Source organism: Klebsiella sp. Ech2A (genome assembly GCF_030078455.1).
Taxonomy (GTDB): Bacteria; Pseudomonadota; Gammaproteobacteria; order Enterobacterales; family Enterobacteriaceae; genus Klebsiella; species Klebsiella terrigena.
Genome location: NZ_JAQGFU010000001.1, coordinates 101478 through 121872 on the forward strand (window position 1 = coordinate 101478; position 20395 = coordinate 121872).

Genomic DNA, 20395 nt, shown 5'->3' on the forward strand with positions numbered 1-20395 from the left:
CCCATGGAGGCAAGGAACGTGGTTAAAGGGCGGCTGAAAAATTGACGCGTCATTCTAATTGCGAACCACCATAAACTCAAGCTGATTGCGCAAATAATTCGCACTAACGGCAAAGCCGCGCTAAGTCAGTGATTTAAAATTAATCAACGGCAGCAGCGACATTTTTTTGAACAACTTCATCAGAAATGGTCGCGATGCACCCGGCAGGGAGTGATTACACTTACAGCAAGAGCAATCTGTAGCCCAAGGGAGCCCGGGTTAACGTCAGGACAGTTATAAGGAGCGTAGATTATGAAATACATCCTCATTGCCGTAATGGCTGCGCTTTTACTGAGCGCCAACGCGCTGGCAGCCATCAAAATCGATGGACGTCAGGCACGTAACATGGACGATGTACAGAGCCTGGGCGTTATCTATATCAACCACAATATGGCCACTGAGCAAGAGGCCGATAAGGCCCTTAACCAGCTGAGCGACGAACAGGGGGCAAAATACTTCCAGCCGATCCTGATCCACGAACCGGAAAGCAACGGCACAATCCACGCCAGCGCCGCGCTCTATCGCTAACCCCTCTTATCTAACCCCTCTTATCTAACCCCTTCGTCTCCGCTACGGGGACGAAGGGTCCAGCCCGCCGCCGCGCCTAAAGGGTGCGCTTAAAGAACTCAACCGTTTCGGCCAGCGCCTCTGGCGTAATGCGATGGCGCACGCCCTGCTGCCAGACGCAGGTCAGGTTTTCGGCCAGGCCGCTTTGCTGCAGGGCCTGCTGGAGGCGGAAGGTTTCGCCAGGCGGTACCACGTCGTCCTCATCGCCGTGCCAAAGCAGCAGCGGCCTGCTGGCGAGCGTCGCCAGCTGATGGCTGACGTCCCACTCCGTCAGCCGCGCCGCGTCCAGAGAGGGTGAGGGAAACAGGCTTTGCGCGAGGCTGCTGAAATAGCCGGATCCCATCAGACAGGCGACGCTTTTCAGCTGCGGATGATGAGTCATAATGCCCAGCGCCGTCATTCCGCCCATCGAGGCGCCGGCGACCGCCAGCCTGTCATCCGCAATCCACCCCTGCGCGGCGATCGCCTCGCGCAGCGCGGCGAATTCGGTGAAGTTCTCCAGCAGAATGGGCCAAAAGCGCTGCAGGCGCCCTTTTTCATCACCGCGGTAGCGCGCGCCATGCTCCGGGGCATCGGGCATAATGACCCGAAATCCCGCTTCCGCCAGCGCCACGGCAAAATAGCTATAGACCAGCTTCGAAGAGGTGAATCCGTGATAAAAAACGATACACGGCAGAGGCCGGTCTGACGCATTTTGCGGACAGGCATGAAGCACCTCGCCGCCCGCAAGATTACGCACTTCCAGTACAATCATTTATCGTCTCCCGTCTCTAGAGTAGCGCTGTACCATGGGCTAACATATAGCCCGAGGCGTGGGTTCCGCCGCGATTTATAATGTTGAGAACTGGGTTACGCTTTCACAACATTTTCATTCGAAAATCGCGTCAGAGATAACAATTCGGGAACATTCCCCGGAAATGTCATTCAGGCTACCACTACACTGTGACTAACAGGAAACGAGATATGGTTATGCGTAGGTTTACTCCGTGGTTACTGGCGATTGTTCTGAGCGGCTGTAGCGCCCTGCAGGGAACGCCTGAAGCCCCGCCGCCTGCGACCAGCCATCCGCAAGAGATTCACCGTAACCAGACCAGCGGGCTACAAAAAATGGGGACGGTGAGCGTGCTGATGTACGGTTCGCCGATGGATGTTGAAGCTGCGCTGAAGGTCAAAGCAGAAGCGGCTAAAGCGGATTACTACGTCATCATAATGATTGATGACACCCTGGTTCCCGGCCAGTGGTATTCGCAGGCAATTCTGTATCGTAAATAACGGTGCGACGCCTTTAACCCCGCTTTACATTGCTTTGCATCCGTTCACGTTCTCCTGTGCATAATAACGTTCAGCCAGTCAAACCTGGCAGGACGTTAGCAACGGACTGCCCTCGGGCCACGCGAAATGGAGCTGACGATGAAACGATCATTTACCCTACCCAGCCTGCTGTTTAACGCTACAACGGCACATACTGCAGCACAGTCCGCAGAATTTGCCAGCGCGGACTGCGTCACTGGCCTGAATGAAATCGGCCTGATTTCCGTCAACAATATTGCCGGCAGCCAGCAGGACGCCGAGCATGCCATCGCCGTGAAGGCCGATGAGCAGGGCGCTTCCTGGTACCGCATCGTCCAGATGTACGAGGAACAGCAGCCGGACAGCTGGCGGGTACAGGCCATTCTCTACGCCTGAGGCGCCTGGCGCCCGCGCCCGGTGCCGCGCAGCAGCAGGTCATCGAGCGTTTGCGCATCCAGCCGCACGCCGCCGCGCGGGTCGAGCATCATTCGACACCAGGCCTGAGCCAGCGGCGGCGAGGCGTAGCGCAGCATCTGCGCTCCCGCGCCTAGCCGGTACACCAGCCGGGTTATCTCCCGGCCCTGTTCTTCCGCTGGCCGCCTCAGCAGCTGCTGCAGCTGGCGCCATGCGCGATCGAAATGGCGATTCTGCCCTTTAACTTCCGCACACTCTGTCGCCAGCAGCTCCAGCGCCGCCGGCTGCTTGCCCAGCACCCGCATCACGTCGAGACACATAATATTCCCCGAACCTTCCCAGATACTGTTCACCGGCATCTCCCGGTACAGGCGCGGCAGCTCGCTCTCCTCGCAGTAGCCGATACCGCCCAGCACCTCCATCGCTTCGCCAACAAAGGGGATCCCGGATTTGCAGATAGCAAACTTCGCCGCCGGGGTAAACAGGCGGGCCCACAGCGCCTCCTGCCCATCGTCGCGCTTATCCCACGCGCGCGCCAGGCGGAATAAAAAGGCGGTTTGCCCCTCAAGCTGCAGCGCCATCTGGCCCAGCACCTGGCGCATCATCGGCTGCTCGACCAGGCTTTTACCGAACGCCTGGCGCTGAAAAGCGTGATAGAAGGCGACCGACCACGCCCGACGCATTAAGGCATGGCTGCCCAGCACGCAGTCGAAGCGGGTCAGGCTGCCCATTTTAAGGATTTGCCGTACGCCGTCCCCCTCTTCGCCCACCAGCCAGCCGCTGGCGTCATAGAACTCCACCTCGCTGCTGGCGTTAGAACGGTTGCCGAGCTTATCTTTGAGCCTTTCGAGGTGCAGCGCATTGCGCTGGCCGTCCGGCAGAAGGCGCGGCACAAAGAAACAGGAGAGCCCGCCGGGCGCCTGCGCCAGCACCAGGTGCGCATCGCTTTGCGGTACCGAGAAAAACCACTTGTGGCCCACCAGACGATAAAACCCGTCGGCGCTCTTTTCGGCGCGGGTGGTATTACTCAGCACATCCGATCCCCCCTGCTTTTCCGTCATTCCCATGCCGATCAGCAGCCCGCGCTTCTGGCTGCCCGGCGCCAGGTGCGGATCGTAGCGATCGCTCAGCAGCGGCGACAGCCAGTCGCTAAACGGTCTGGGGAGCGACTGCAGCAGCAGAGGCGTGGCGGCGAACGTCATGGTTATCGGGCATAGCGTCCCGGCCTCCACCTGGGCATGCAGCGTAAAGCGCGCCGCCCGGGCCACGAAAGCGCCGGCGCGCGCGTCGTCCTGCCAGGCGAGATTATGCACCCGGTTAGCGCACAGACCCTGCATCAGCAGGTGCCAGGCGGGATGAAAGCGCACATCGTCAAGCCGCGTGCCGGTCGCGTCATAGCGCAGCAGCTCCGGCGGGTTAACGTTCGCCAGCCTCCCCAGCTCCAGCGACTCTGCCGTTCCCAGCTGCTGGCCGATGCTGGCCAACAGATCGCCATCCCAGGCGGCGCCCTCCCGGGCCACGGCTTCGCGCAGCGCGGTATCGGACAAGAATAAGTTGCTGTTCAGCAGCGGCGTCGGCTGATTAAACACGGTATGAGTTGGCCAGTGCATAGTGCTTCCCTCCGTCAATGGCGTTGTACTCAGTATGGTCAGCCAGGGCCGGGAGCGCCCGCGAGCCGGGTCACAAAAAAACCATCCCCCCCTTCGTGAGGCGCATCACAGGCATAAGAATTTAAAATTTCACAAGGCTAAAGTTGTGGAATAATTTATTCACTTGTTATTTTTTTGTTGAAATCAGGATGGCCTATGCAGACCGCGACACGCCCTGCGGGCGCGCACAAGCGCGCGCTGATCGCCGGATCTATCGGCAACTTTATTGAATGGTATGAGTTTGCGGTCTACGGCTTTCTGGCGACGGTTATCGCGCGGAACTTCTTTCAGCTGGCCGGCGAGGCGCCGCTGACGGGCCTGATCCTGACCTACGCCTCCTTCGCTATCGCCTTTTTCTTCCGTCCGCTAGGCGCCATTATTTTTGGCCGCATCGGCGATCGAATCGGCCGCAAGCCGACGCTGATCGTCGTCCTGGTGATGATGACGCTCGCCACCACGGCAATTGGCCTGGTGCCGACGTATGCCAGCATCGGGGTAGCGGCCCCGCTGATTTTGACCGGGCTGCGCATTCTGCAGGGGCTGTTTGCCGGCGGGGAATATGGCGGTGCTGTCTCGCTGATGACCGAGTTTGCGCCTCGCGGCAAGCGCGGCCTGTATGGCGCATGGCAATCCTTCACCGTCGCCCTCGGCCTGCTGGCCGGCGCCGGGGTCGTCGCCCTGATATCCGCGGCGCTGAGCCCGGAAGCGCTCCATGCCTGGGGCTGGCGAATTCCGTTCTTCCTCGCCATCCCGATGGGGGGAGTCGCGCTCTGGCTGCGGGTGAAAATGGAAGAGACGCCGGGGTTTCTCCGCCAACAACAGCAGCAGCGTCCGCAGGCCAGCGCCGACCTGAGCCATACTCTGAAAGCAATTATCACCGGCATCGGCCGCCTGATGGTCTGGTCCGCCGCAGGCTACACCTATCTGGTGATTATGCCCGCCTACCTGCAGTCGGCGCTGCACACCGGCTTTAACCAGGCGCTGCTGATCGCGGTGATCTCCAATATTGGTTTTGCGCTGACCATTCTTCCGGCCGGGATACTCAGCGATAGGTGGGGTCGGCGTAACGTGATGGTGATGGCCGCGGTGCTGCTGCTGATCCTGGCGCTGCCGCTGCTGAAAATTCTTCAGGCGGAATCCAGCACGCTGCTGATAAAAGGCGCGGTGGTGCTCGTTGCCGGCGGTCTGGTGGGGGTGCTGGCAGGGCCGGGACCGGCGATGCTGGCAGAGATGTTCCCGACAAGGGTGCGCTATACCGGCCTTGGGCTGGCCTATTCGCTCTCTAATGCGGTGTTTTCCGGCTGCGCCGGGCTGATTATTACCGGCCTGATTAAACAGACCGGTAATCTTGATATTCCGGCTTACTACGTCATGGCGACGGCGGTGGTCAGCATCATCGCGCTGATGACGCTCAATAAGAACGATCATCTGCGCTCGCTGGACGAGTAGCCGCGCCCGGCGTTAATCAGCTGCGCTGGCGCACGGCTTCAAACAGGCAAATGCCGGTCGCGACGGAGACGTTCAGCGAGGAGACGCTGCCGGCCATCGGAATGCTGATCAGCTCATCGCAGTGTTCGCGCGTCAGGCGACGCATCCCTTCACCCTCGGCGCCCATCACCAGCGCCATCGGGCCGGTCATCTTGCTCTGGAAGAGGGTATGGTCCGCTTCACCGGCAGTGCCGACGATCCAGACGTTCTCTTCCTGCAGCAGACGCATGGTGCGCGCGAGGTTAGTCACGCGGATCAGCGGTACGTTTTCCGCCGCGCCGCAGGCGACTTTTTTCGCCGTCGCGTTCAGCTGCGCCGAACGGTCGCGCGGCACGATCACCGCGTGCACGCCGGCGGCATCGGCGCTGCGCAGGCAGGCGCCAAGGTTATGCGGATCGGTAACGCCGTCGAGAATCAGCAGCAGCGGCTGATCGAGAGAGGCGAGCAGGTCAGGCAGGTCGTTCTCCTGGTACTGACGTCCCGGCTTCACGCGGGCAATAATCCCCTGATGCACGGCGCCTTCGCTTTTCTCGTCGAGAAACTGGCGGTTAGCGACCTGAATCACCACGCCCTGGGCTTCCAGCGCATGGATCAGCGGCAGCAGGCGTTTATCCTCGCGGCCTTTGAGAATATAGACTTCCTGAAAACGCTCGGGAGCGCGCTCCAGCAGGGCCTGCACCGCGTGGATGCCGTAAATCATTTCACTCATTAAAGGTACTCATCTGGGGCGATATGCGCCGGGTTAATAGGGCCGTGAACCACTTCACTTGCGCCTATTATAACCGACATGGCGTTCAAATCGACTCCTGTCCTCGTTAACCGTTGGCCATCGCGCGCCTCTCGCCCGCCACCGCCGGATGCGCGGGTAAAATGGCGTTAAGTAAATAGCGCGTATAGTCATGACCGGCCTGGGTGAAAATGCGCTCCGTCTCACCCTGCTCAACGAGCTTGCCCTGGTACATTACCCCCACGCGATCGGCAATGTGCCGGACCACGTTTAAATCATGAGAGATAAACAAGTAAGCCAGCCCATATTCGCGCTGCAGCGCCATCAGTAAATTGAGTATTTGCGACTGGATCGACACGTCTAAGGCCGAAACGGGCTCATCGCAGACGATCAGTTTCGGCTTGAGGATCAGCGCCCTGGCGATGCCGATACGCTGGCGCTGGCCGCCGGAAAACTCATGCGGGTAGCGGGCGGCGTCCTGCGGGCGCAGGCCAACCTGCTCCAGCATTTCGGCGACCCGCATTTTACGCTTGTCTATGCCGTGAATAATGAGCGGCTCTTCCAGGCTGTAGCCGATACGGCGCCGGGGATCGAGCGATGAGAGCGGGTCCTGGAAAATCATCTGCATATCCCGGCGCACGCTGCGCCAGCCTGCGGCATTAAGCCCCGTCAGCGAGCGCCCTTCAAAGACTATGTCACCGTCGGTCGCCGGCGTTAACCCTAACACCAGCCTTCCGGTGGTGCTTTTACCGCTGCCGGACTCCCCCACCAGCGCCCAGGTCTCGCCCGCCTGGAGGCTGAAGCTTATGTTATCTACCGCGCGCACGGAATTCCCGCGGCGCAGGAACGTCTTTGATAGCTGGTTGACCGTCAGCAACGATGTCGTCATTGCACAATTCCTCCTTCTTCAGCTCGCCAGCAGCGAACCTGATGTCCCTCGTTGCCAACGGGGCGCAGCGCTGCCGCCTGTGTCCGGCATCGGGGCTGCGCCAGCGGACAGCGATCGGCATAGGCGCACCCGACGGGTAACGCGTGCAGAGAGGGCACCTGCCCGCTAATTTCCGCCAGCGGCGTTTTCGGCGGATGATTTGCCGAAGGCCGCGCCGCCAGCAGCGCGCGAGTATACGGATGGCGAGGCCGCTCGAAGAGCGTATACACGTCCGCTTCCTCCACCACCTGCCCGGCATAGAGCACCACCACGCGCTGGCACAATCGCGCTACTACGCTGAGATCGTGGGTGATAAAGATAATGCCCATGCCGGTCTGCTGCTTTATCTCATCGAGCAGATCGAGGATCTGCGCCTGAATAGTAGCGTCCAGCGCCGTGGTCGGTTCATCGGCAATCAGCAGCGAGGGAGAGGTAGCAATCGCCATCGCGATCATCACGCGCTGGCGCATTCCGCCGGAAAGCTCATGCGGCCAGGCGCCGGCACAGCGCGCCGGCTCGGGTATGCCGACCTGCGCCAGCAGGCTGAGGATTTTCTCCCGCCGCTGCGCGCGAGAAAGCGCCGTATGCAGCCGCAGGCTTTCATCAATCTGTAACCCAATGGTCATCACCGGGTTCAGGCTGGCCAGCGGATCCTGAAAGATCATCGCCATATCCCGGCCGCTTATCTGCCGGCGGACCTTCGCCGGGAGCGAATGCAGCGCTTTACCCGCCAGCACAACCTCCCCCTCAACGCGGCTGATGCGGGGGGGTAGCAGCCCCATCAGCGCCTGGGCGGTGACGCTTTTGCCACAGCCGGATTCGCCAATAATGCCGAGCGTTTCACGGGCGTTGACCGCAAACGACACCCCACGCACGGGGGAGATTACCCCCTGACGGGTCGCGAAGCGGACGTCCAGTTGATTAACCCGCAGCAAAGTCTCAGCCATAACGTCCCCCTTGTTTCAACAACCGGAGTATCCGACGCGGTAAGGGTTTAAGCCCCGGATCGGCGCTATCGCGCAGGTCGTCACCGATAATATTCAGCGCCAGAATCAGCAGCACGATGGCTACCCCAGGGAAAAAGGTCATCCACCAGGCGCTAAAAATCACCGCTTTGCCTTCCAACAGCAGATTACCGAGACTGGGCATCGGCGCCGGTACGCCGGAGCCGAGAAAGCTCAGCGCCGCCTCGGTGAGGATGGCGACCGAAAACACCCAGCTGACCTGGACGATAAACGGTGAAACAACGTTAGGCAGCAGGTGCAGCCATATAATCCGTGACGAAGTGGCCCCCTGCGCGCGCAGCGCTTCGATAAAATTTTTCTCTTTAATCACCATCGCCGCCCCGCGGATCACGCGGGCAATCGACGGGACATATACCAGCGAGAGCGCCAGCACGACGTTGGCGATATTCGGCCCCAGTACGCCGACGATCGCAATTGCCAGCAGCAGGGAGGGAAAAGCGAACAGGCCGTCGCAAACGCGCATCAGCACCCGGTCTAGCGGGCGATACCAGGCGCACAGCAGCCCGATGACCATCCCCGTCACCCCGGCAATAGCCGCTACGGCAGCGCCCACCGAAAGAGACACCTGAACCGCCAGCGCCACCCGAACAAACAGATCCCGGCCGAAGTTATCGGTACCGAACCAGTGAGCGGCGGAAGGGGATTTCAGGCGGCTTAGCGGATCGATGCTGTAGGGATCCCATAGGCTGAAGGCGCTGGCGAAAAAGGAGAGCAGCACGATAGCCAGCAGCAGGCCGGGCCAGACCAGGCGCGCGGGATTCTTTATCACCATCACTTTTCCCCTTCGTCGACGGAAAGACGCGGATCGGCCAGATAGCTCAGCAGATCCACCGCCAGGTTGATCAGCACATAGCAGACGGTAATCAGCAGCACGACGCCCTGGATCACCGTCACGTCCCGGCGTTCGATGGAGTCAACGATCAGCGAACCGACTCCGGGAATGCCAAATACGCTTTCAATCACAATCGTACCGGTGACCAGCGAGGCGAACGATTCGCCGCAAATCGTCAGGATCGGAATCAGGCTATTTTTCAACGTGTGGCGCAGCAGCACCAGCCGCTCCGGCACCCCTTTCGCCCGTGCGGTACTGATAAACGCTTCCTGCATCACGTCCAGCATGACCGCACGGGTCATTCGCGCGATCAGCGCCGCAATACGCAGACCAAGCGCAAAAGCAGGCAGCGTCAGATACCAGACGTTTAACCAGAAAGATGCGTTGGTGGAGCGATAGCCCACCACCGGGAACCAGCGCAGCTGCACGGCGAAAAAGAAAATCAGAAACAGGCCAAGCAAAAAGCCCGGCACCGACATGCCGAAGGTCGCCAGCATACGAATCACGCGGTCCGTCGCGCTTCCGTGCCGCCACGCGCTGATGACGCCGCCCGCCAGCCCCAGCGCCAGCGCAATCGCCTGGGCATACAGGGCCAGGGCCAGCGTCGGCGTCAGGTGCTGTAAAAACAGGCTCATTACGCTGGTATTTAAAAACAACGACTGCCCCAAATCGCCCGTCAGCACCTCGCTAAACCAGCTGGCGAACTGGACCAGCAGCGGCCTGTCCAGCCCCATCTGCTGGCGCAGCGCGGCAATATCCTGCGGACTGGCGTCATTTCCCAGAATAACCAGCGCCGGATCGCCAGGCGCCAGGTGAATCAGACAAAACACCACCACCGCCACCACCAGCAGTACCGGCAGGAGCGCCAGCAGGCGGTGAAACAGATATCTTTTCATCGCCTTCTCCCGTCAGGGCGCGGTGACGCTAACGTTCCACAGGATCGGTCCAATCAAATCCTCGTAGCCTTTAACATTGTTTTTGATTGCCACGGCGTCCGGCGTGGTGCGTCCCAGCACGATCGCCGGCAGATATTGCCAGCTCAGCACGTTGAGTTTATCCACCAGCGGTTTCGCCGCCTGTAATGACGCGGCCTGCTTGATCTCATCGAGAACGGCGTCAATCTCCGGGCTGTCGCTCAGCCCCGGGAACCTGGCGCGGGAATCGAGGAACGGATACTGATGCAGCACCTGGCGCATGGAGAACTCCAGCGCGCAGAGATCGAAGTTTTTCGGATCCTGGCGGCGCTGCAGCACCGTTGGCCAGTCGTATACATCCAGGCGGGATTTCACGCCAATCTGCTTAAGAACCTGCTGGGCGACAATCGCCAGGTTATAAAGCTCGGCATACTCTTTTGTGGCGATAATCACCACCTCCTCGCCTTTGTAGCCGGAGGCTTTCACCAGCTCACGCGCCTCATCCAGCTTGCGTTGGTTCCAGTAAGGTTTTCCGGCTTCGCTATACCAGTCCACCTGTTCCGGAAAGCCCAGCGAAGGGTCCTCTTTAAAGAAGCGCGGATCGCTATAGCCCGCCAGCAGCGTTTGATGTACGTCGAGCGCAAGATTGAAGGCCTGGCGCAGCTTTACGTTGGCGAACGGCCCTTGATGCTTATTAAACAGATAGGTGATCAGCGAGCCGCCGCTCTGCGGCTGGAACAGCGACAGATCCGGCGCGCGGCTCAGGGTTTCGATATTGTCTTTCGGCAGCTGGAAGACGAGGTCGTATTCTCCGGTCATCGCCCCCGCCAGACGGGTAGACTCATCGGTGATATAGCGGAACCAGATATCCTTCACGTCGGCCTTTTTCTGCCCGGATAACCCGCTTGCCGGTTCTGACCGCGACTGGTACTGGTCATAGCGCGTTAAATGCAGATAATCTCCAGGCTTAAACTCCGCCAGCTTGTAGGGACCGGTGCCGATAAGCTCGGTCACCGGCTTTTTGCTGCCGTTCGCTTCATTGATAATCCGCGCAGGCATGATGGCGGCGATATTTTTCACATCTGCCAGCACGTTGAGGGTTATCAGCGACGGAGCAGGTAGCGTGAAGCTCACTGTTTTATCATCAACCTTTGTGAACTGAACGCCGGGCAGATTGGCTTTGCCCTGGGTGGATACCGCCAGCCAGCGGTTCATTGAGGCCACCACATCGTCCGCCGTCAGCAGCTGCCCGTCATGGAAATGGATCCCCTCGCGCAGGACGAGCGTGTAGGTTTTACGGTCGTCGCTGAGGGTGTAGCTCTGCACCAGCTCAGGCACCGGCTCAAACTTTGCGTTGATGGTGAACAGCGTTTCGAAGATATGGCGGTCGACATCGGAGGTGGCGTTATTGGTCGTCAGGTAGGGATCCAGCGTGCCGGGACGATTACCATAGGCGATGTTCAAGGTGGCGTTACGATCGACGCTTTGCGCCTGCGCGCTTCCCAGGGGTAAAACCGCCGCCAGCATCAGCGCGGCGGCAGAAAACAGCATTTTCATTATGATGGTGCTCCGGTGAAGGTCAGGCGGCCTGCGTAGCGGCTGTGCGCCCGGCAAACTCATTTTTGGCATCCGCCAGCAGCGCGGCGTCCGTTAGCAAGCGCAATCCGGTCCGCGCCAGCACCAGCGCCCCGGTAACCAGGGCATCGTATCCCTGAGGCGAATTAGCGGCTTCGCGAAAGGCAACGGTATGGCCAATCAGATCGTCCGGGCCTATTTTGATATATGGATGCGCGGTGGGGACGGCGTGGCTGATATCGCCGGCGTCGGTGGAGCCCAGCCCCTCTTTCTCTTTCAGCTCGACGCTTTCGCCCGCGGCGGTGAACTCCTCCAGCAGCACGCCGTTGAGCGTATGGTTGATATTGAAATCGCGCGGCCCCACCTGATGTTCGATTTTCACCGTAGTGCCCGTCGCCAGCGCAACGCCCTCCGCGATGGCCCGGATGCGCGGCTCCAGCGCGACCACCTCTTCACGCGTACGAGCGCGAATGTAGTAATGGGCGGAGGCATACTCGGGAATGACGTTCGGCGCCTGCCCGCCGTTGGTGATAATGCCGTGCACGCGAATACCGTCCGGCAGCTGCTGACGCAGTACGCTGATCCCGTTGTATAACAGCACCAGCGCATCAAGGGCATTCACGCCCTTATGCGGTGAGCTACCGGCGTGGGAAGGCTTGCCGTAGAAGTGAAAATAGAGGTGGTTATTAGCCAGCGACGGGCCGGAAAGCCGGGTTTTACCTGCCGGGTGGACCATCAGCGCAACGTCCACATTCTCGAGGAAGCCGTGTTCCACAAAGCGGGCCTTCACGTTACCGTTCGGCCCGCCCTGGCCGCGTAATCCGCCCTCTTCCGCCGGCGTCCCCAGCACGACCACCTTGCCGCCGGTGTACTCCAGCGTTTCGCCGAGCGCTACGGCCGCGGCCACGCTGGTGACGCCGATAATATTGTGTCCGCAGGCGTGGCCGATATCGATCAGCGCGTCGTACTCCGCCAGATAGGCAATCGTCGGGCCCGGTTTAGCGCTCTCTTTCGTCGCGAAAAAAGCCGTTTCGTGTCCGGCAACGTGGGGAGTCACGGTAAAACCGTGTTTCTCCAGCAGCTGCGTCAGCAGGCCGCTGGCGTAATACTCGTTATTGCCGGTTTCAGGGTGGGCGTGAATATCTTTGGCTATCGCCACATACTCATCCCGGTGCTGGTGAATACTTGTTGCCAGACGGTCTCGTAATTCGCTTGTGCTCATTGCTTCCACCTCAGTCATCACAGTTGATCCATTCCCGCCACCGGGACTCGCGTTTAGCCTAAATGTCGTTTTGCCTCCTGGCGCACCCGGTGCAAAACGTGATGTTTAATCTCGCTGTAGCGCGGGTGTTCGGCCAGGGTTTCGATATCCCGTTCGCGGCCGAAGGGCAGAACGATCTCCTCAACGATTTTTCCCGGCTTCGCCGACATGACCAGAATGCGGTCGGCAAGGAACAGCGCCTCTTCAACATCGTGGGTGACAAACAGCAGGGTAGTCCCCGTCGAAAGCCAGGACTCGCGCAGCAGCTCCTGCATCATCAGCCGGGTTTGCGCATCCAGCGCGCCGAAAGGCTCGTCCAGCAGCAGCACTTCCGGACCGGGCAGCCAGGCGCGCGCCAGCGCCACGCGCTGCTTCATGCCGCCGGAGAGCTGCCAGGGGGCGTGATGCTCAAACCCTTTCAGGCCAACCCGGGCAAGCCAGTCCAGCGCCCGCGCGTTGGTCTCTTCTTTACGGTACCTGCCCAACCGCGGGCCAAAGGTGACGTTCTCCAGCACCGACAGCCACGGGAACAGATTCGGCTGCTGAAAAATCATGCCGCGATCCGGCCCCGGCGAGCGCACCGGTTTACCGCCCGCCGCTACGCGTCCGCGATCCGGTTGGGTAAATCCGGCCACCAGATTGAGAATGGTGGATTTGCCGCAGCCCGAAGGGCCCAGCAGGACGACAAATTCCCCTTTGTTCAGCGACAGGCTGATATCCTCGAGCACCGTGAACGGCTGCGGCTTGGCCGCAAAGGAGAGCGAGACGTTTTCCAACGTGATGGCACTCATTATTCTTTCCCCGCCCAGGGCACAAACAGCCGTTGCAGCCCCAGCAGCAATAAATCCAGCAGATAGCCAATGCCGCCCAGCAGCAGAATGCCGAGCATGACGATATCGGTACGCAGATAGGAGCTGGCGTTAATCACCATCCAGCCAAGGCCCGAACTGGCGGCCACCATCTCCGCGGCAATTAGCGACGTCCAGCCGATACCAATCGACAGCCTGACGGTGGTGAAAAGGTCGGGTAGCGCATCCGGCAGCACGACCCGCAGGAAGATCTGCTTACGCGAGGCGCCGAGGGTTTGCGCCACGCGAATGCGCGAGCGGCCAATACGCTCGACGGCGGCAGAGGCTCCGACCACTACGCTTAAAAAGGTGGCGATAAATATCAGGAAGAATTTAGACGCTTCACCAATCCCCAGCCAGACCACGGCCAGCGGGATCAGGGCGATTTTGGGCAGCGGGCGCAGGAACTGCACGAACGGATTTAACACGGCGGCGAGGCCGTCCGACAGCCCCATCAGCAGCCCCAGCGGAATGCCGATGATAATCGCGACCGCAAAAGCGCTCAGGGCGCGCGCGAGGCTCACCGCGATATGCTCCCACAGCGGCACCTGGCGATAGCCGTCTGCCAGCAGCTCTTCGGTGGTGAGGCCGATGTCCGTCAGGGAGGGCAGCAGCAGCGGGTCAACCCACTGCCGCGTCGCCGCCACCTGCCAGACAATAAAGAAAACCGCCACCGAGACGATGCTGATGGCGATATGGTGGCTCAATCTCATTGCGCAGCTACCGCCGCGTCGCGGATATAGCGTGAATCAATCGCGGCATCCCAGTTCGCCGGAATGTCGCGCTTGCGGATCTCGCCAATGCCCGCGAGGAAACCAGAGGTTTTACTCAGCGCTTTGCCGATGCCGCTGTCGGACGTTTGCGTCCCGTTGCCCAGCCATGCCGCCGTCCCCTGCTGGCTCAGAGTGGGGTATTCCAGGCCGCCAAGCGTATTCGCCGCGGTGGCTACCGGTGCCCCCACCTCTTTCGCCACGATAGCCGCAGCGCGCTCCGGATCCTGCTTAAATTCGTCGACCTTTTGCTGGTGAACGCGCAGGAAGGCGGTCACGACCTGCGGATATTGCTCGGCAAAGGCCTTACGCACCACGTAGTTGTTGTAAATCAGGTAGCCATCTTTTTGCAGGTCTTTTGTGGCAAAGACCTGGTGTCCGCCGGAGGACTCCAGCTCCTGGGCAAACGGCGCCCAGACGTAGCCCGCGTCAATATCACCACGTTTCCAGGCGGCGACCATGTCTGCCGGGCGCAGCGGCAGCAGGGTTATCTTGCTGCGATCCAGTTTGTTGACGTCGATGGCCGCTTCAAGAGCATATTGCGCCGTCGAATTCGGCGGGTAGGCCACGCGCTTGCCTTCAATATCCTTAATGTTGCTAATTCCCTCTTTGCCAATTAACCGTTCGTAGCTGGCAATAACGCCGGAGACGCCAATAATCTCTACCGGCAGTTTTCTGACGATCCCCGCCGCCGCCGGGCTGGATCCAAAGTTGGCAATATCAATCGCATTACTGGCAAAATAGTTTAACGCATCAGCGCCAGAGGCAAATTGCACCCATTTCACTTTGCTGTTTAATGCCTTATCCAGAGAGCCATCGGCCTTTGCCAGCATTAATACCTGGGAGCCGCCGCTATAGGCCACCCGAACTTCGGCAGGCGTATCCGCAAAGCTGGCATTCGCCCATAAACCACCCGCTGCGATTAATAAGCAGAGACTTTTCTTCATTATATTTACCCCTGGAAAGTGCAGAAATTAGTGTCCGGATTAATAATCGGACTGGAAAATGCTTAATGCGGTATTAGCTTAATTGCCATAGCTGCGAACATCGCTCGGCCAGGGCCTGGGACGGATCGAACGTCAGGTCATAAAACGGCGCCTTCACCGCCGCAAGCGCAACGGGAACCTCGGTACAGGCCAGAATCAGCTTTTGTGCACCGCGGTCAAACAGCGCGTTTGCCTGACGCAGCAACTGCTCGCCACCTTCTTCCAGCGCACCACGCTTAACGGCGTAACAGCCGGGCACAAACCACTGCGCCAGCTCCGCCTCCGTCGGCTCGATAGCCTCAATCCCCTGCTCCGCCAGCCTGCGCTGATACCAGCCCGCCTCCAGCGTGCCTTGCGTGGCGATAATGCCCACCCGCTGAGGTTGGTCCTCCTGCTGCGCCAGCACGGCAAGCGTGGCGTCTACAATATGCAGAATGGGAGCCTCGCTGACCTGACTCAGAGCGTCGTACCAGTGATGCGCCGTATTGCAGGGGATAGCGATATGGCTTGCCCCTGCCTGATTGAGCGTTTTAATACCATGGATGAGCTGCGGCAACGGTGACGGGCCGGTTCCCGCTAGCGCCTTTTGCCGGTCCGCGACTTGCGGAACGTTCCACACTATCGACGGTAGCTGCTGCTGATCGCTCTGCGCCGGCGTGGCATCGAGCAGCCGTCGCTGAAAATCCAGCGTGGCAAGCGGCCCCATGCCGCCCAGCACGCCAAGCAGAAACGGCTTAGTCATGGTTAGACTGCGCCTCTAACAGCTGGCGGTAGCCGAACAGTCCCGCGGAGCCGCCGGTGTGGATAAAGACCACGTTCTCATCCTGACGGAAGTGGCCCTGACGAATCAGATCGATAAGCCCGGCCATCCCTTTCGCGGAGTAGACCGGGTCAAGAAGAATACCTTCATGACGCGCCAGCAGCGTCAGCGCCTCCAGCGTCCCTGCGGTTGGCAGACCGTAGCCCTCGCCGACATAATCGCTATTGGCGACGACGGCGCTATGCGGCAAATCACCCGGAACACCCAGCAGGGCAAGCGTTTTGGCGGCCAGGTTCCAGACGTTCTCTTCCTGCTTATCCTTAGGCGCACGCACGCTGATCCCCAGCACAGGAACATGGCTGTTGGTCGCCGTAAAGCCCGCCACCAGCCCCGCCTGGGTACCGGTGCTGCCCGTAGCGTGAACCACGTGATCGATGCGCAGGCGCAGCTGAGATGACTGATATAGCAGCTCTTCGGCGCAGGCGACGTAGCCCAGCGCGCCGATGGGGTTAGAGCCTCCGCCGGGGATAACATACGGGTTGTATCCTTGCTCACGCAGCGTGGCGGCGTACTCCTCCATCGCCCGCTGCATATCGGTGCCGCCGGGCAGATGGGCCACAATTTCCCCGCCCAGTAGCTCATCCAACAGAACGTTGCCGGAGCGTTGATAATCCTCGCCAAAATCAGTCACCCGCTTCTCCAGCAGCGCTTTCGCCTGCAGCCCAAGACGTGCCGCACCGGCGATGGTCTGGCGCACATGGTTAGACTGCGTCGCGCCCTGAGTAATCACTACGTCAGCATTTCGCGCCAGCGCATCCGCCAGTAAAAATTCCAGCTTGCGGGTTTTATTGCCGCCGCTCGCCAGGCCGGTCGCATCATCCCGTTTGATCCATATTTTTGGACCACCTAATAATTTCGACAAGTTATCCAGCGGCTCAAGCGGCGTGGGAAAATGACCAAGAGACACACGAGGAAAACGGGCCAGATGCATACATGCTCCTTGCAAATGAAGAGGGCAGAATAAAAGTAAAACCCACTATACACATCGGGAAAATATGGCTAATTAAAAAGAATAAATAACGTTTTCTGAAAATAGACTAAGCAGGAAATACGAGGGGAAGGGAGAATTGTCTATTCTGTTGTGGAATGACTTACGGCAAAAAAGAATAACCCCTGCCTCATGGAAGGGGTTATCGAGTGGGTATTACTCAGCGCTTTGCTTTTTCGCCGCGCGCTTCGCTTTGGTTGCGGCAGCTATTTTCTGCGTTTTGGCCGACGGCTTCTTCGCTTTTTTCTCGCCTTTAGGCTGGGCAGCTTTGGGCTGAGACTTGCCTTTCTCTTTGCGGAAGGCGCTTTCTGGCTCGAAGTTTACCTGCTTACCGGCCTGGCGACGACGCCCGGAAGGCTTGCCGGCGCTCGACTTTTTCGCCTTCTCACGCTCGGTCTTGCCGACGTTGCGCGGGGCGCGCTCGCTGGAGATCAGCGAGAAGTCGATTTTGCGCTCGTCCATGTTGACCGCTTCCACGCGTACTTCCACGCGATCGCCCAGTCGATAGGTCTGGCCGCCGGACTCGCCGATCAAACGCTGTCCGACCTGGTCGAAGCGGTAGTAGTCGTTATCCAGGGATGACACGTGCACCAGGCCGTCGATAAACAGCTCGTCCAGGCGGACGAAGAAGCCAAAGCCGGTGACGCTGGCAATCACGCCCTTAAAGACGTTGCCCACCTGATCCAGCATAAAGTCACACTTCAGCCAGTCAGAGACCTCGCGGGTCGCTTCGTCGGCGCGACGTTCGGCCATCGAACAGTGCGCGCCCAGCTGCAGCATCTCTTCCATGCTGTAGTGCCAGCCGCCGGTTTCAGTGCTGTTGCCCTTGTGCCCCTGCTCTTTCGCCAGCAGGTACTTAATGGCACGGTGCAGCGACAGGTCAGGATAGCGGCGGATCGGCGAGGTGAAGTGCGCGTAGGACTGCAGCGCCAGGCCAAAGTGGCCGCGGTTTTCCGGATCGTAGACCGCCTGCTTCATCGAGCGCAGCAGCATGGTTTGCAGCATCTCGTGGTCAGGACGATCGGCGATGGAGGTCAGCAGCTCGGCGTAGTCGCGCGGCTCCGGCTTGTTGCCACCCGGCAGCTCCAGGCCGAGCTCCGCCAATACCGTGCGGAACGCGGTAATCGCTTCCGTGGTCGGCTTATCGTGGATACGGAACAGGGCCGGCTCCAGCGCCTTCTCAACGAAGCGGGCGGCGGAGATATTCGCCAGAATCATGCACTCTTCGATCAGCTTATGAGCGTCGTTACGCTGGGTCTGCTCAATACGCTCAATGCGGCGTTCAGCGTTAAAGATGAACTTCGCTTCTTCACTTTCAAAGGAGATGCCGCCGCGCTCTTCGCGAGCGCTATCGAGGACTTTGTAAAGGGTATGCAGCTCTTCGATATGCTTGACCAGCGGCGCGTACTGCTCGCGCAGCTCGCCGTCGCCCTGCAGCATATGCCATACCTTGGTATAGGTCAGACGCGCGTGCGAGCTCATTACCGCTTCATAGAATTTGTAGCCGGTCAGGCGGCCTTTTGACGAAATCGTCATTTCGCAAACCATGCACAGGCGATCGACCTGCGGGTTCAGCGAGCACAGGCCGTTAGAGAGCACTTCCGGCAGCATCGGCACCACCTGCGAAGGGAAGTAGACCGAGGTGCCGCGGCTGCGCGCTTCGCCGTCCAGCGGCGTACCGGGACGCACGTAGTAGCTTACGTCGGCAATGGCAACCCACAGGCGCCAGCCGCCGCCGCGTTTCTTCTCGCAGTAAACCGCGTCATCAAAGTCGCGGGCGTCCTCACCGTCAATGGTGACCAGCGGCAGATCGCGTAAATCAACGCGGCCGATTTTCGCCTCTTCCGGCACCTGCTCTTTCAGCACGGAGACCTGTTTTTCCACCTCCGGTGGCCAGGTGTAAGGAATTTCATGGGTGCGCAGCGCCATATCGACCGCCATGCTGGTGCCCATGTTATCGCCCAGCACCTCAACGATTTTGCCCACCGCTTTCGTGCGGCGGGTCGGGCGCTGGGTCAGTTCAACCACCACCACAAAGCCCATCCGCGCGCCCATGACTTCTTCAGGCGGGATCAGGATATCGAAGCTCAGGCGGCTGTCGTCAGGGACCACGAAGCCCACGCCGGCGTCGGTGAAGTAGCGGCCGACGATCTGGCTGGTTTTTGGCACCAGCACCCGCACGATACGCGCTTCGCGCCGGCCTTTACGGTCCGCGCCCAGCGGCTGCGCCAGCACCTGATCGCCATGAATGCAGGTTTTCATCTGCTCAGACGACAGGTACAGGTCGTCTTTACGCCCCTCGACGCGCAGGAAGCCAAAGCCATCGCGATGGCCGATAACCACGCCTTTGAGCAGGTCAAGGCGCTCCGGCAGCGCGTAGCACTGACGGCGGGTAAACACCAGCTGCCCGTCGCGCTCCATGGCGCGCAGGCGGCGGCGTAGCCCTTCTAGCTGCTCTTCGCCTTCGATATTCAGTTCTATCGCCAGCTCGTCTCGGCTGGCCGGTTTTTCACGTTTTGCTAAATGATCGAGGATAAATTCCCGGCTAGGGATTGGATTCGCATACTTTTCAGCTTCGCGGTCCTGGAAAGGATCTTGTGACATCTCGGTTCCTCCGTTGTCATCTCTGGTGAAAGTTCCTTCGTCTTTCACGCCGCCTCTTTGTTAGCTGCCTTCACTCACTCCGGTCACTTACCTGAGTAAGCTCCCGGAGATTCGTTCAGTTGCCGCCGCGATGCGACCTGAAATACTCGGCCTTTAATTCTTTACACCAGCAATAATTTATAAAGCGGTTGATTCTCTTCAACCAAATCAGCCAGCGTGTAGTTATCAAGTTCCTTAAGAAAACTTTGCGCCGCTTCTGCAAGCGCCTGTTTCAGGCGACACGCGGGAGTAATGTGGCAAAATTCGCTGCTGCAGTTGACCAGCGATAGCGGCTCAAGATCGCGAACCACGTCACCTACACGAATCGTTTTTGCCGGCTTACCGAGGCGGATCCCCCCGTTCTTTCCCCGCACTGCCATAACGTAACCAGAGCGACTCAGCTGATTGATTATTTTTACCATATGATTACGCGACACGCCGTAGACCTCCGTCACTTCGGAGATGCTCGTCATTCGGCCTTCCGGTAGCGACGCCATATAGATAAGCGCTCGTAATCCGTAATCAGTGAAACTCGTTAACTGCACAGCAACCTCAGGGTAAGGGGAAAGCGGTGAATCCGCAGGGTATGACTATATTGATGATAAACCAGCCGACGCACAGGCCGCTAATT

Annotated in this window: 20 protein-coding genes; 4 read left to right on the plus strand and 16 right to left on the minus strand. The window is 59.6% G+C overall.

Translation table 11 applies throughout. The features are described from left to right. Nucleotides 1-291 precede the first annotated feature (291 nt). Nucleotides 292-567, plus strand: coding sequence for a YdgH/BhsA/McbA family protein (locus PFH44_RS00475; protein ID WP_283824060.1), 276 nt, complete (start codon nt 292-294; stop codon nt 565-567). A gap of 76 nt (nt 568-643) precedes the next feature. Here PFH44_RS00475 and yjfP read toward each other — a convergent pair whose 3' ends face one another. Continuing rightward, entirely contained in the window at nt 644-1360 is a 717-nt protein-coding gene (yjfP, locus tag PFH44_RS00480) for an esterase (protein ID WP_283824061.1), read from the minus strand. Nucleotides 1361-1569: 209 nt separating this feature from the next. On the opposite strand from yjfP, the gene bsmA reads away from it, so the two are divergent. Both bsmA and yjfN read left to right on the plus strand, forming a co-directional pair. After that, nucleotides 1570-1878 carry a biofilm peroxide resistance protein BsmA gene (gene bsmA / locus PFH44_RS00485; protein WP_041143723.1) on the plus strand — a complete coding sequence of 103 codons (309 nt, stop codon included), beginning with the start codon at nt 1570-1572 and terminating at the stop codon, nt 1876-1878. 138 nt (nt 1879-2016) lie between these two features. Then, nucleotides 2017-2292, plus strand: coding sequence for a DUF1471 family protease activator YjfN (yjfN, locus tag PFH44_RS00490; RefSeq protein WP_045853502.1), 276 nt, complete (start codon nt 2017-2019; stop codon nt 2290-2292). Here the strand turns inward: yjfN and PFH44_RS00495 are convergent. Further along, entirely contained in the window at nt 2283-3920 is a 1638-nt protein-coding gene (locus PFH44_RS00495) for an isovaleryl-CoA dehydrogenase (RefSeq protein WP_283824062.1), read from the minus strand. The two genes, yjfN and PFH44_RS00495, sit on opposite strands and share 10 nt — an antisense overlap. A 195-nt stretch (nt 3921-4115) precedes the next feature. Here PFH44_RS00495 and PFH44_RS00500 point away from each other — a divergent pair, with 195 nt between their 5' ends. Further along, entirely contained in the window at nt 4116-5408 is a 1293-nt protein-coding gene (locus PFH44_RS00500) for an MFS transporter (protein ID WP_045853348.1), read from the plus strand. A gap of 16 nt (nt 5409-5424) precedes the next feature. Here the strand turns inward: PFH44_RS00500 and rlmB are convergent, their stop codons facing one another. The 14 genes from rlmB to nsrR all read right to left on the minus strand — a co-directional run bounded on the left by rlmB (nt 5425) and on the right by nsrR (nt 20309). Next, the gene (gene rlmB / locus PFH44_RS00505; RefSeq protein ID WP_045853349.1) at nt 5425-6156 is read right to left on the minus strand and encodes a 23S rRNA (guanosine(2251)-2'-O)-methyltransferase RlmB; all 732 of its coding nucleotides are present in this window, start codon (nt 6154-6156) and stop codon (nt 5425-5427) included. 106 nt (nt 6157-6262) lie between these two features. After that, entirely contained in the window at nt 6263-7063 is an 801-nt protein-coding gene (locus PFH44_RS00510) for an ABC transporter ATP-binding protein (protein ID WP_283824063.1), read from the minus strand. Next, nucleotides 7060-8049, minus strand: a complete 990-nt coding sequence (locus PFH44_RS00515; protein ID WP_283824064.1) for an ABC transporter ATP-binding protein — start codon at nt 8047-8049, stop codon at nt 7060-7062. The genes PFH44_RS00510 and PFH44_RS00515 overlap by 4 nt, the downstream gene beginning before the upstream one ends. Next, nucleotides 8042-8899, minus strand: a complete 858-nt coding sequence (locus PFH44_RS00520) for an ABC transporter permease (protein WP_283824065.1) — start codon at nt 8897-8899, stop codon at nt 8042-8044. Before PFH44_RS00520 ends, PFH44_RS00515 begins: the two co-directional genes overlap by 8 nt. Further along, entirely contained in the window at nt 8899-9855 is a 957-nt protein-coding gene (locus PFH44_RS00525) for an ABC transporter permease (RefSeq protein ID WP_283824066.1), read from the minus strand. The genes PFH44_RS00520 and PFH44_RS00525 overlap by 1 nt, the downstream gene beginning before the upstream one ends. Nucleotides 9856-9867: 12 nt before the next feature. Further along, the gene (locus PFH44_RS00530) at nt 9868-11430 is read right to left on the minus strand and encodes an ABC transporter substrate-binding protein (protein ID WP_045853353.1); all 1563 of its coding nucleotides are present in this window, start codon (nt 11428-11430) and stop codon (nt 9868-9870) included. 22 nt (nt 11431-11452) lie between these two features. After that, nucleotides 11453-12670, minus strand: coding sequence for a M20 family metallopeptidase (locus PFH44_RS00535; RefSeq protein ID WP_283824067.1), 1218 nt, complete (start codon nt 12668-12670; stop codon nt 11453-11455). A 53-nt stretch (nt 12671-12723) separates the two neighbouring features. Then, nucleotides 12724-13500 (minus strand): ABC transporter ATP-binding protein, encoded by a 777-nt coding sequence (locus PFH44_RS00540; protein ID WP_283824068.1) that lies wholly within the window; start codon nt 13498-13500, stop codon nt 12724-12726. Further along, complete coding sequence (locus PFH44_RS00545) at nt 13500-14270, minus strand: ABC transporter permease (RefSeq protein WP_283824069.1); 771 nt, start codon at nt 14268-14270, stop codon at nt 13500-13502. Before PFH44_RS00545 ends, PFH44_RS00540 begins: the two co-directional genes overlap by 1 nt. Next, a complete protein-coding gene (locus PFH44_RS00550) occupies nt 14267-15274 on the minus strand; it encodes a taurine ABC transporter substrate-binding protein (protein WP_082079043.1) in 1008 nt (335 codons plus the stop codon). The genes PFH44_RS00545 and PFH44_RS00550 overlap by 4 nt, the downstream gene beginning before the upstream one ends. A 73-nt stretch (nt 15275-15347) precedes the next feature. Further along, nucleotides 15348-16055, minus strand: a complete 708-nt coding sequence (gene cuyB, locus PFH44_RS00555; RefSeq protein ID WP_283824070.1) for a cysteate racemase — start codon at nt 16053-16055, stop codon at nt 15348-15350. Further along, a complete protein-coding gene (gene cuyA, locus PFH44_RS00560; RefSeq protein ID WP_045853357.1) occupies nt 16048-17064 on the minus strand; it encodes a D-cysteate sulfo-lyase in 1017 nt (338 codons plus the stop codon). Before cuyA ends, cuyB begins: the two co-directional genes overlap by 8 nt. Before the next feature lie 213 nt (nt 17065-17277). Continuing rightward, nucleotides 17278-19725: a ribonuclease R gene (gene rnr / locus PFH44_RS00565; protein ID WP_283824071.1), complete on the minus strand. Its 2448-nt coding sequence runs from the start codon at nt 19723-19725 to the stop codon at nt 17278-17280. Nucleotides 19726-19886: 161 nt separating this feature from the next. Then, nucleotides 19887-20309: a nitric oxide-sensing transcriptional repressor NsrR gene (nsrR, locus tag PFH44_RS00570; protein WP_045853359.1), complete on the minus strand. Its 423-nt coding sequence runs from the start codon at nt 20307-20309 to the stop codon at nt 19887-19889. Nucleotides 20310-20395 lie beyond the last annotated feature (86 nt).

Bases quoted from the DNA above. Each gene is read 5' to 3' on its own strand.
- PFH44_RS00475 (WP_283824060.1), top strand. From the start codon at position 292: ATGAAATACATCCTCATTGCCGTAATGGCTGCGCTTTTACTGAGCGCC.
- yjfP (WP_283824061.1), bottom strand. From the start codon at position 1,360: ATGATTGTACTGGAAGTGCGTAATCTTGCGGGCGGCGAGGTGCTTCAT.
- bsmA (WP_041143723.1), top strand. From the start codon at position 1,570: ATGGTTATGCGTAGGTTTACTCCGTGGTTACTGGCGATTGTTCTGAGC.
- yjfN (WP_045853502.1), top strand. From the start codon at position 2,017: ATGAAACGATCATTTACCCTACCCAGCCTGCTGTTTAACGCTACAACG.
- PFH44_RS00495 (WP_283824062.1), bottom strand. From the start codon at position 3,920: ATGCACTGGCCAACTCATACCGTGTTTAATCAGCCGACGCCGCTGCTG.
- PFH44_RS00500 (WP_045853348.1), top strand. From the start codon at position 4,116: ATGCAGACCGCGACACGCCCTGCGGGCGCGCACAAGCGCGCGCTGATC.
- rlmB (WP_045853349.1), bottom strand. From the start codon at position 6,156: ATGAGTGAAATGATTTACGGCATCCACGCGGTGCAGGCCCTGCTGGAG.
- PFH44_RS00510 (WP_283824063.1), bottom strand. From the start codon at position 7,063: ATGACGACATCGTTGCTGACGGTCAACCAGCTATCAAAGACGTTCCTG.
- PFH44_RS00515 (WP_283824064.1), bottom strand. From the start codon at position 8,049: ATGGCTGAGACTTTGCTGCGGGTTAATCAACTGGACGTCCGCTTCGCG.
- PFH44_RS00520 (WP_283824065.1), bottom strand. From the start codon at position 8,899: ATGGTGATAAAGAATCCCGCGCGCCTGGTCTGGCCCGGCCTGCTGCTG.
- PFH44_RS00525 (WP_283824066.1), bottom strand. From the start codon at position 9,855: ATGAAAAGATATCTGTTTCACCGCCTGCTGGCGCTCCTGCCGGTACTG.
- PFH44_RS00530 (WP_045853353.1), bottom strand. From the start codon at position 11,430: ATGAAAATGCTGTTTTCTGCCGCCGCGCTGATGCTGGCGGCGGTTTTA.
- PFH44_RS00535 (WP_283824067.1), bottom strand. From the start codon at position 12,670: ATGAGCACAAGCGAATTACGAGACCGTCTGGCAACAAGTATTCACCAG.
- PFH44_RS00540 (WP_283824068.1), bottom strand. From the start codon at position 13,500: ATGAGTGCCATCACGTTGGAAAACGTCTCGCTCTCCTTTGCGGCCAAG.
- PFH44_RS00545 (WP_283824069.1), bottom strand. From the start codon at position 14,270: ATGAGATTGAGCCACCATATCGCCATCAGCATCGTCTCGGTGGCGGTT.
- PFH44_RS00550 (WP_082079043.1), bottom strand. From the start codon at position 15,274: ATGAAGAAAAGTCTCTGCTTATTAATCGCAGCGGGTGGTTTATGGGCG.
- cuyB (WP_283824070.1), bottom strand. From the start codon at position 16,055: ATGACTAAGCCGTTTCTGCTTGGCGTGCTGGGCGGCATGGGGCCGCTT.
- cuyA (WP_045853357.1), bottom strand. From the start codon at position 17,064: ATGCATCTGGCCCGTTTTCCTCGTGTGTCTCTTGGTCATTTTCCCACG.
- rnr (WP_283824071.1), bottom strand. From the start codon at position 19,725: ATGTCACAAGATCCTTTCCAGGACCGCGAAGCTGAAAAGTATGCGAAT.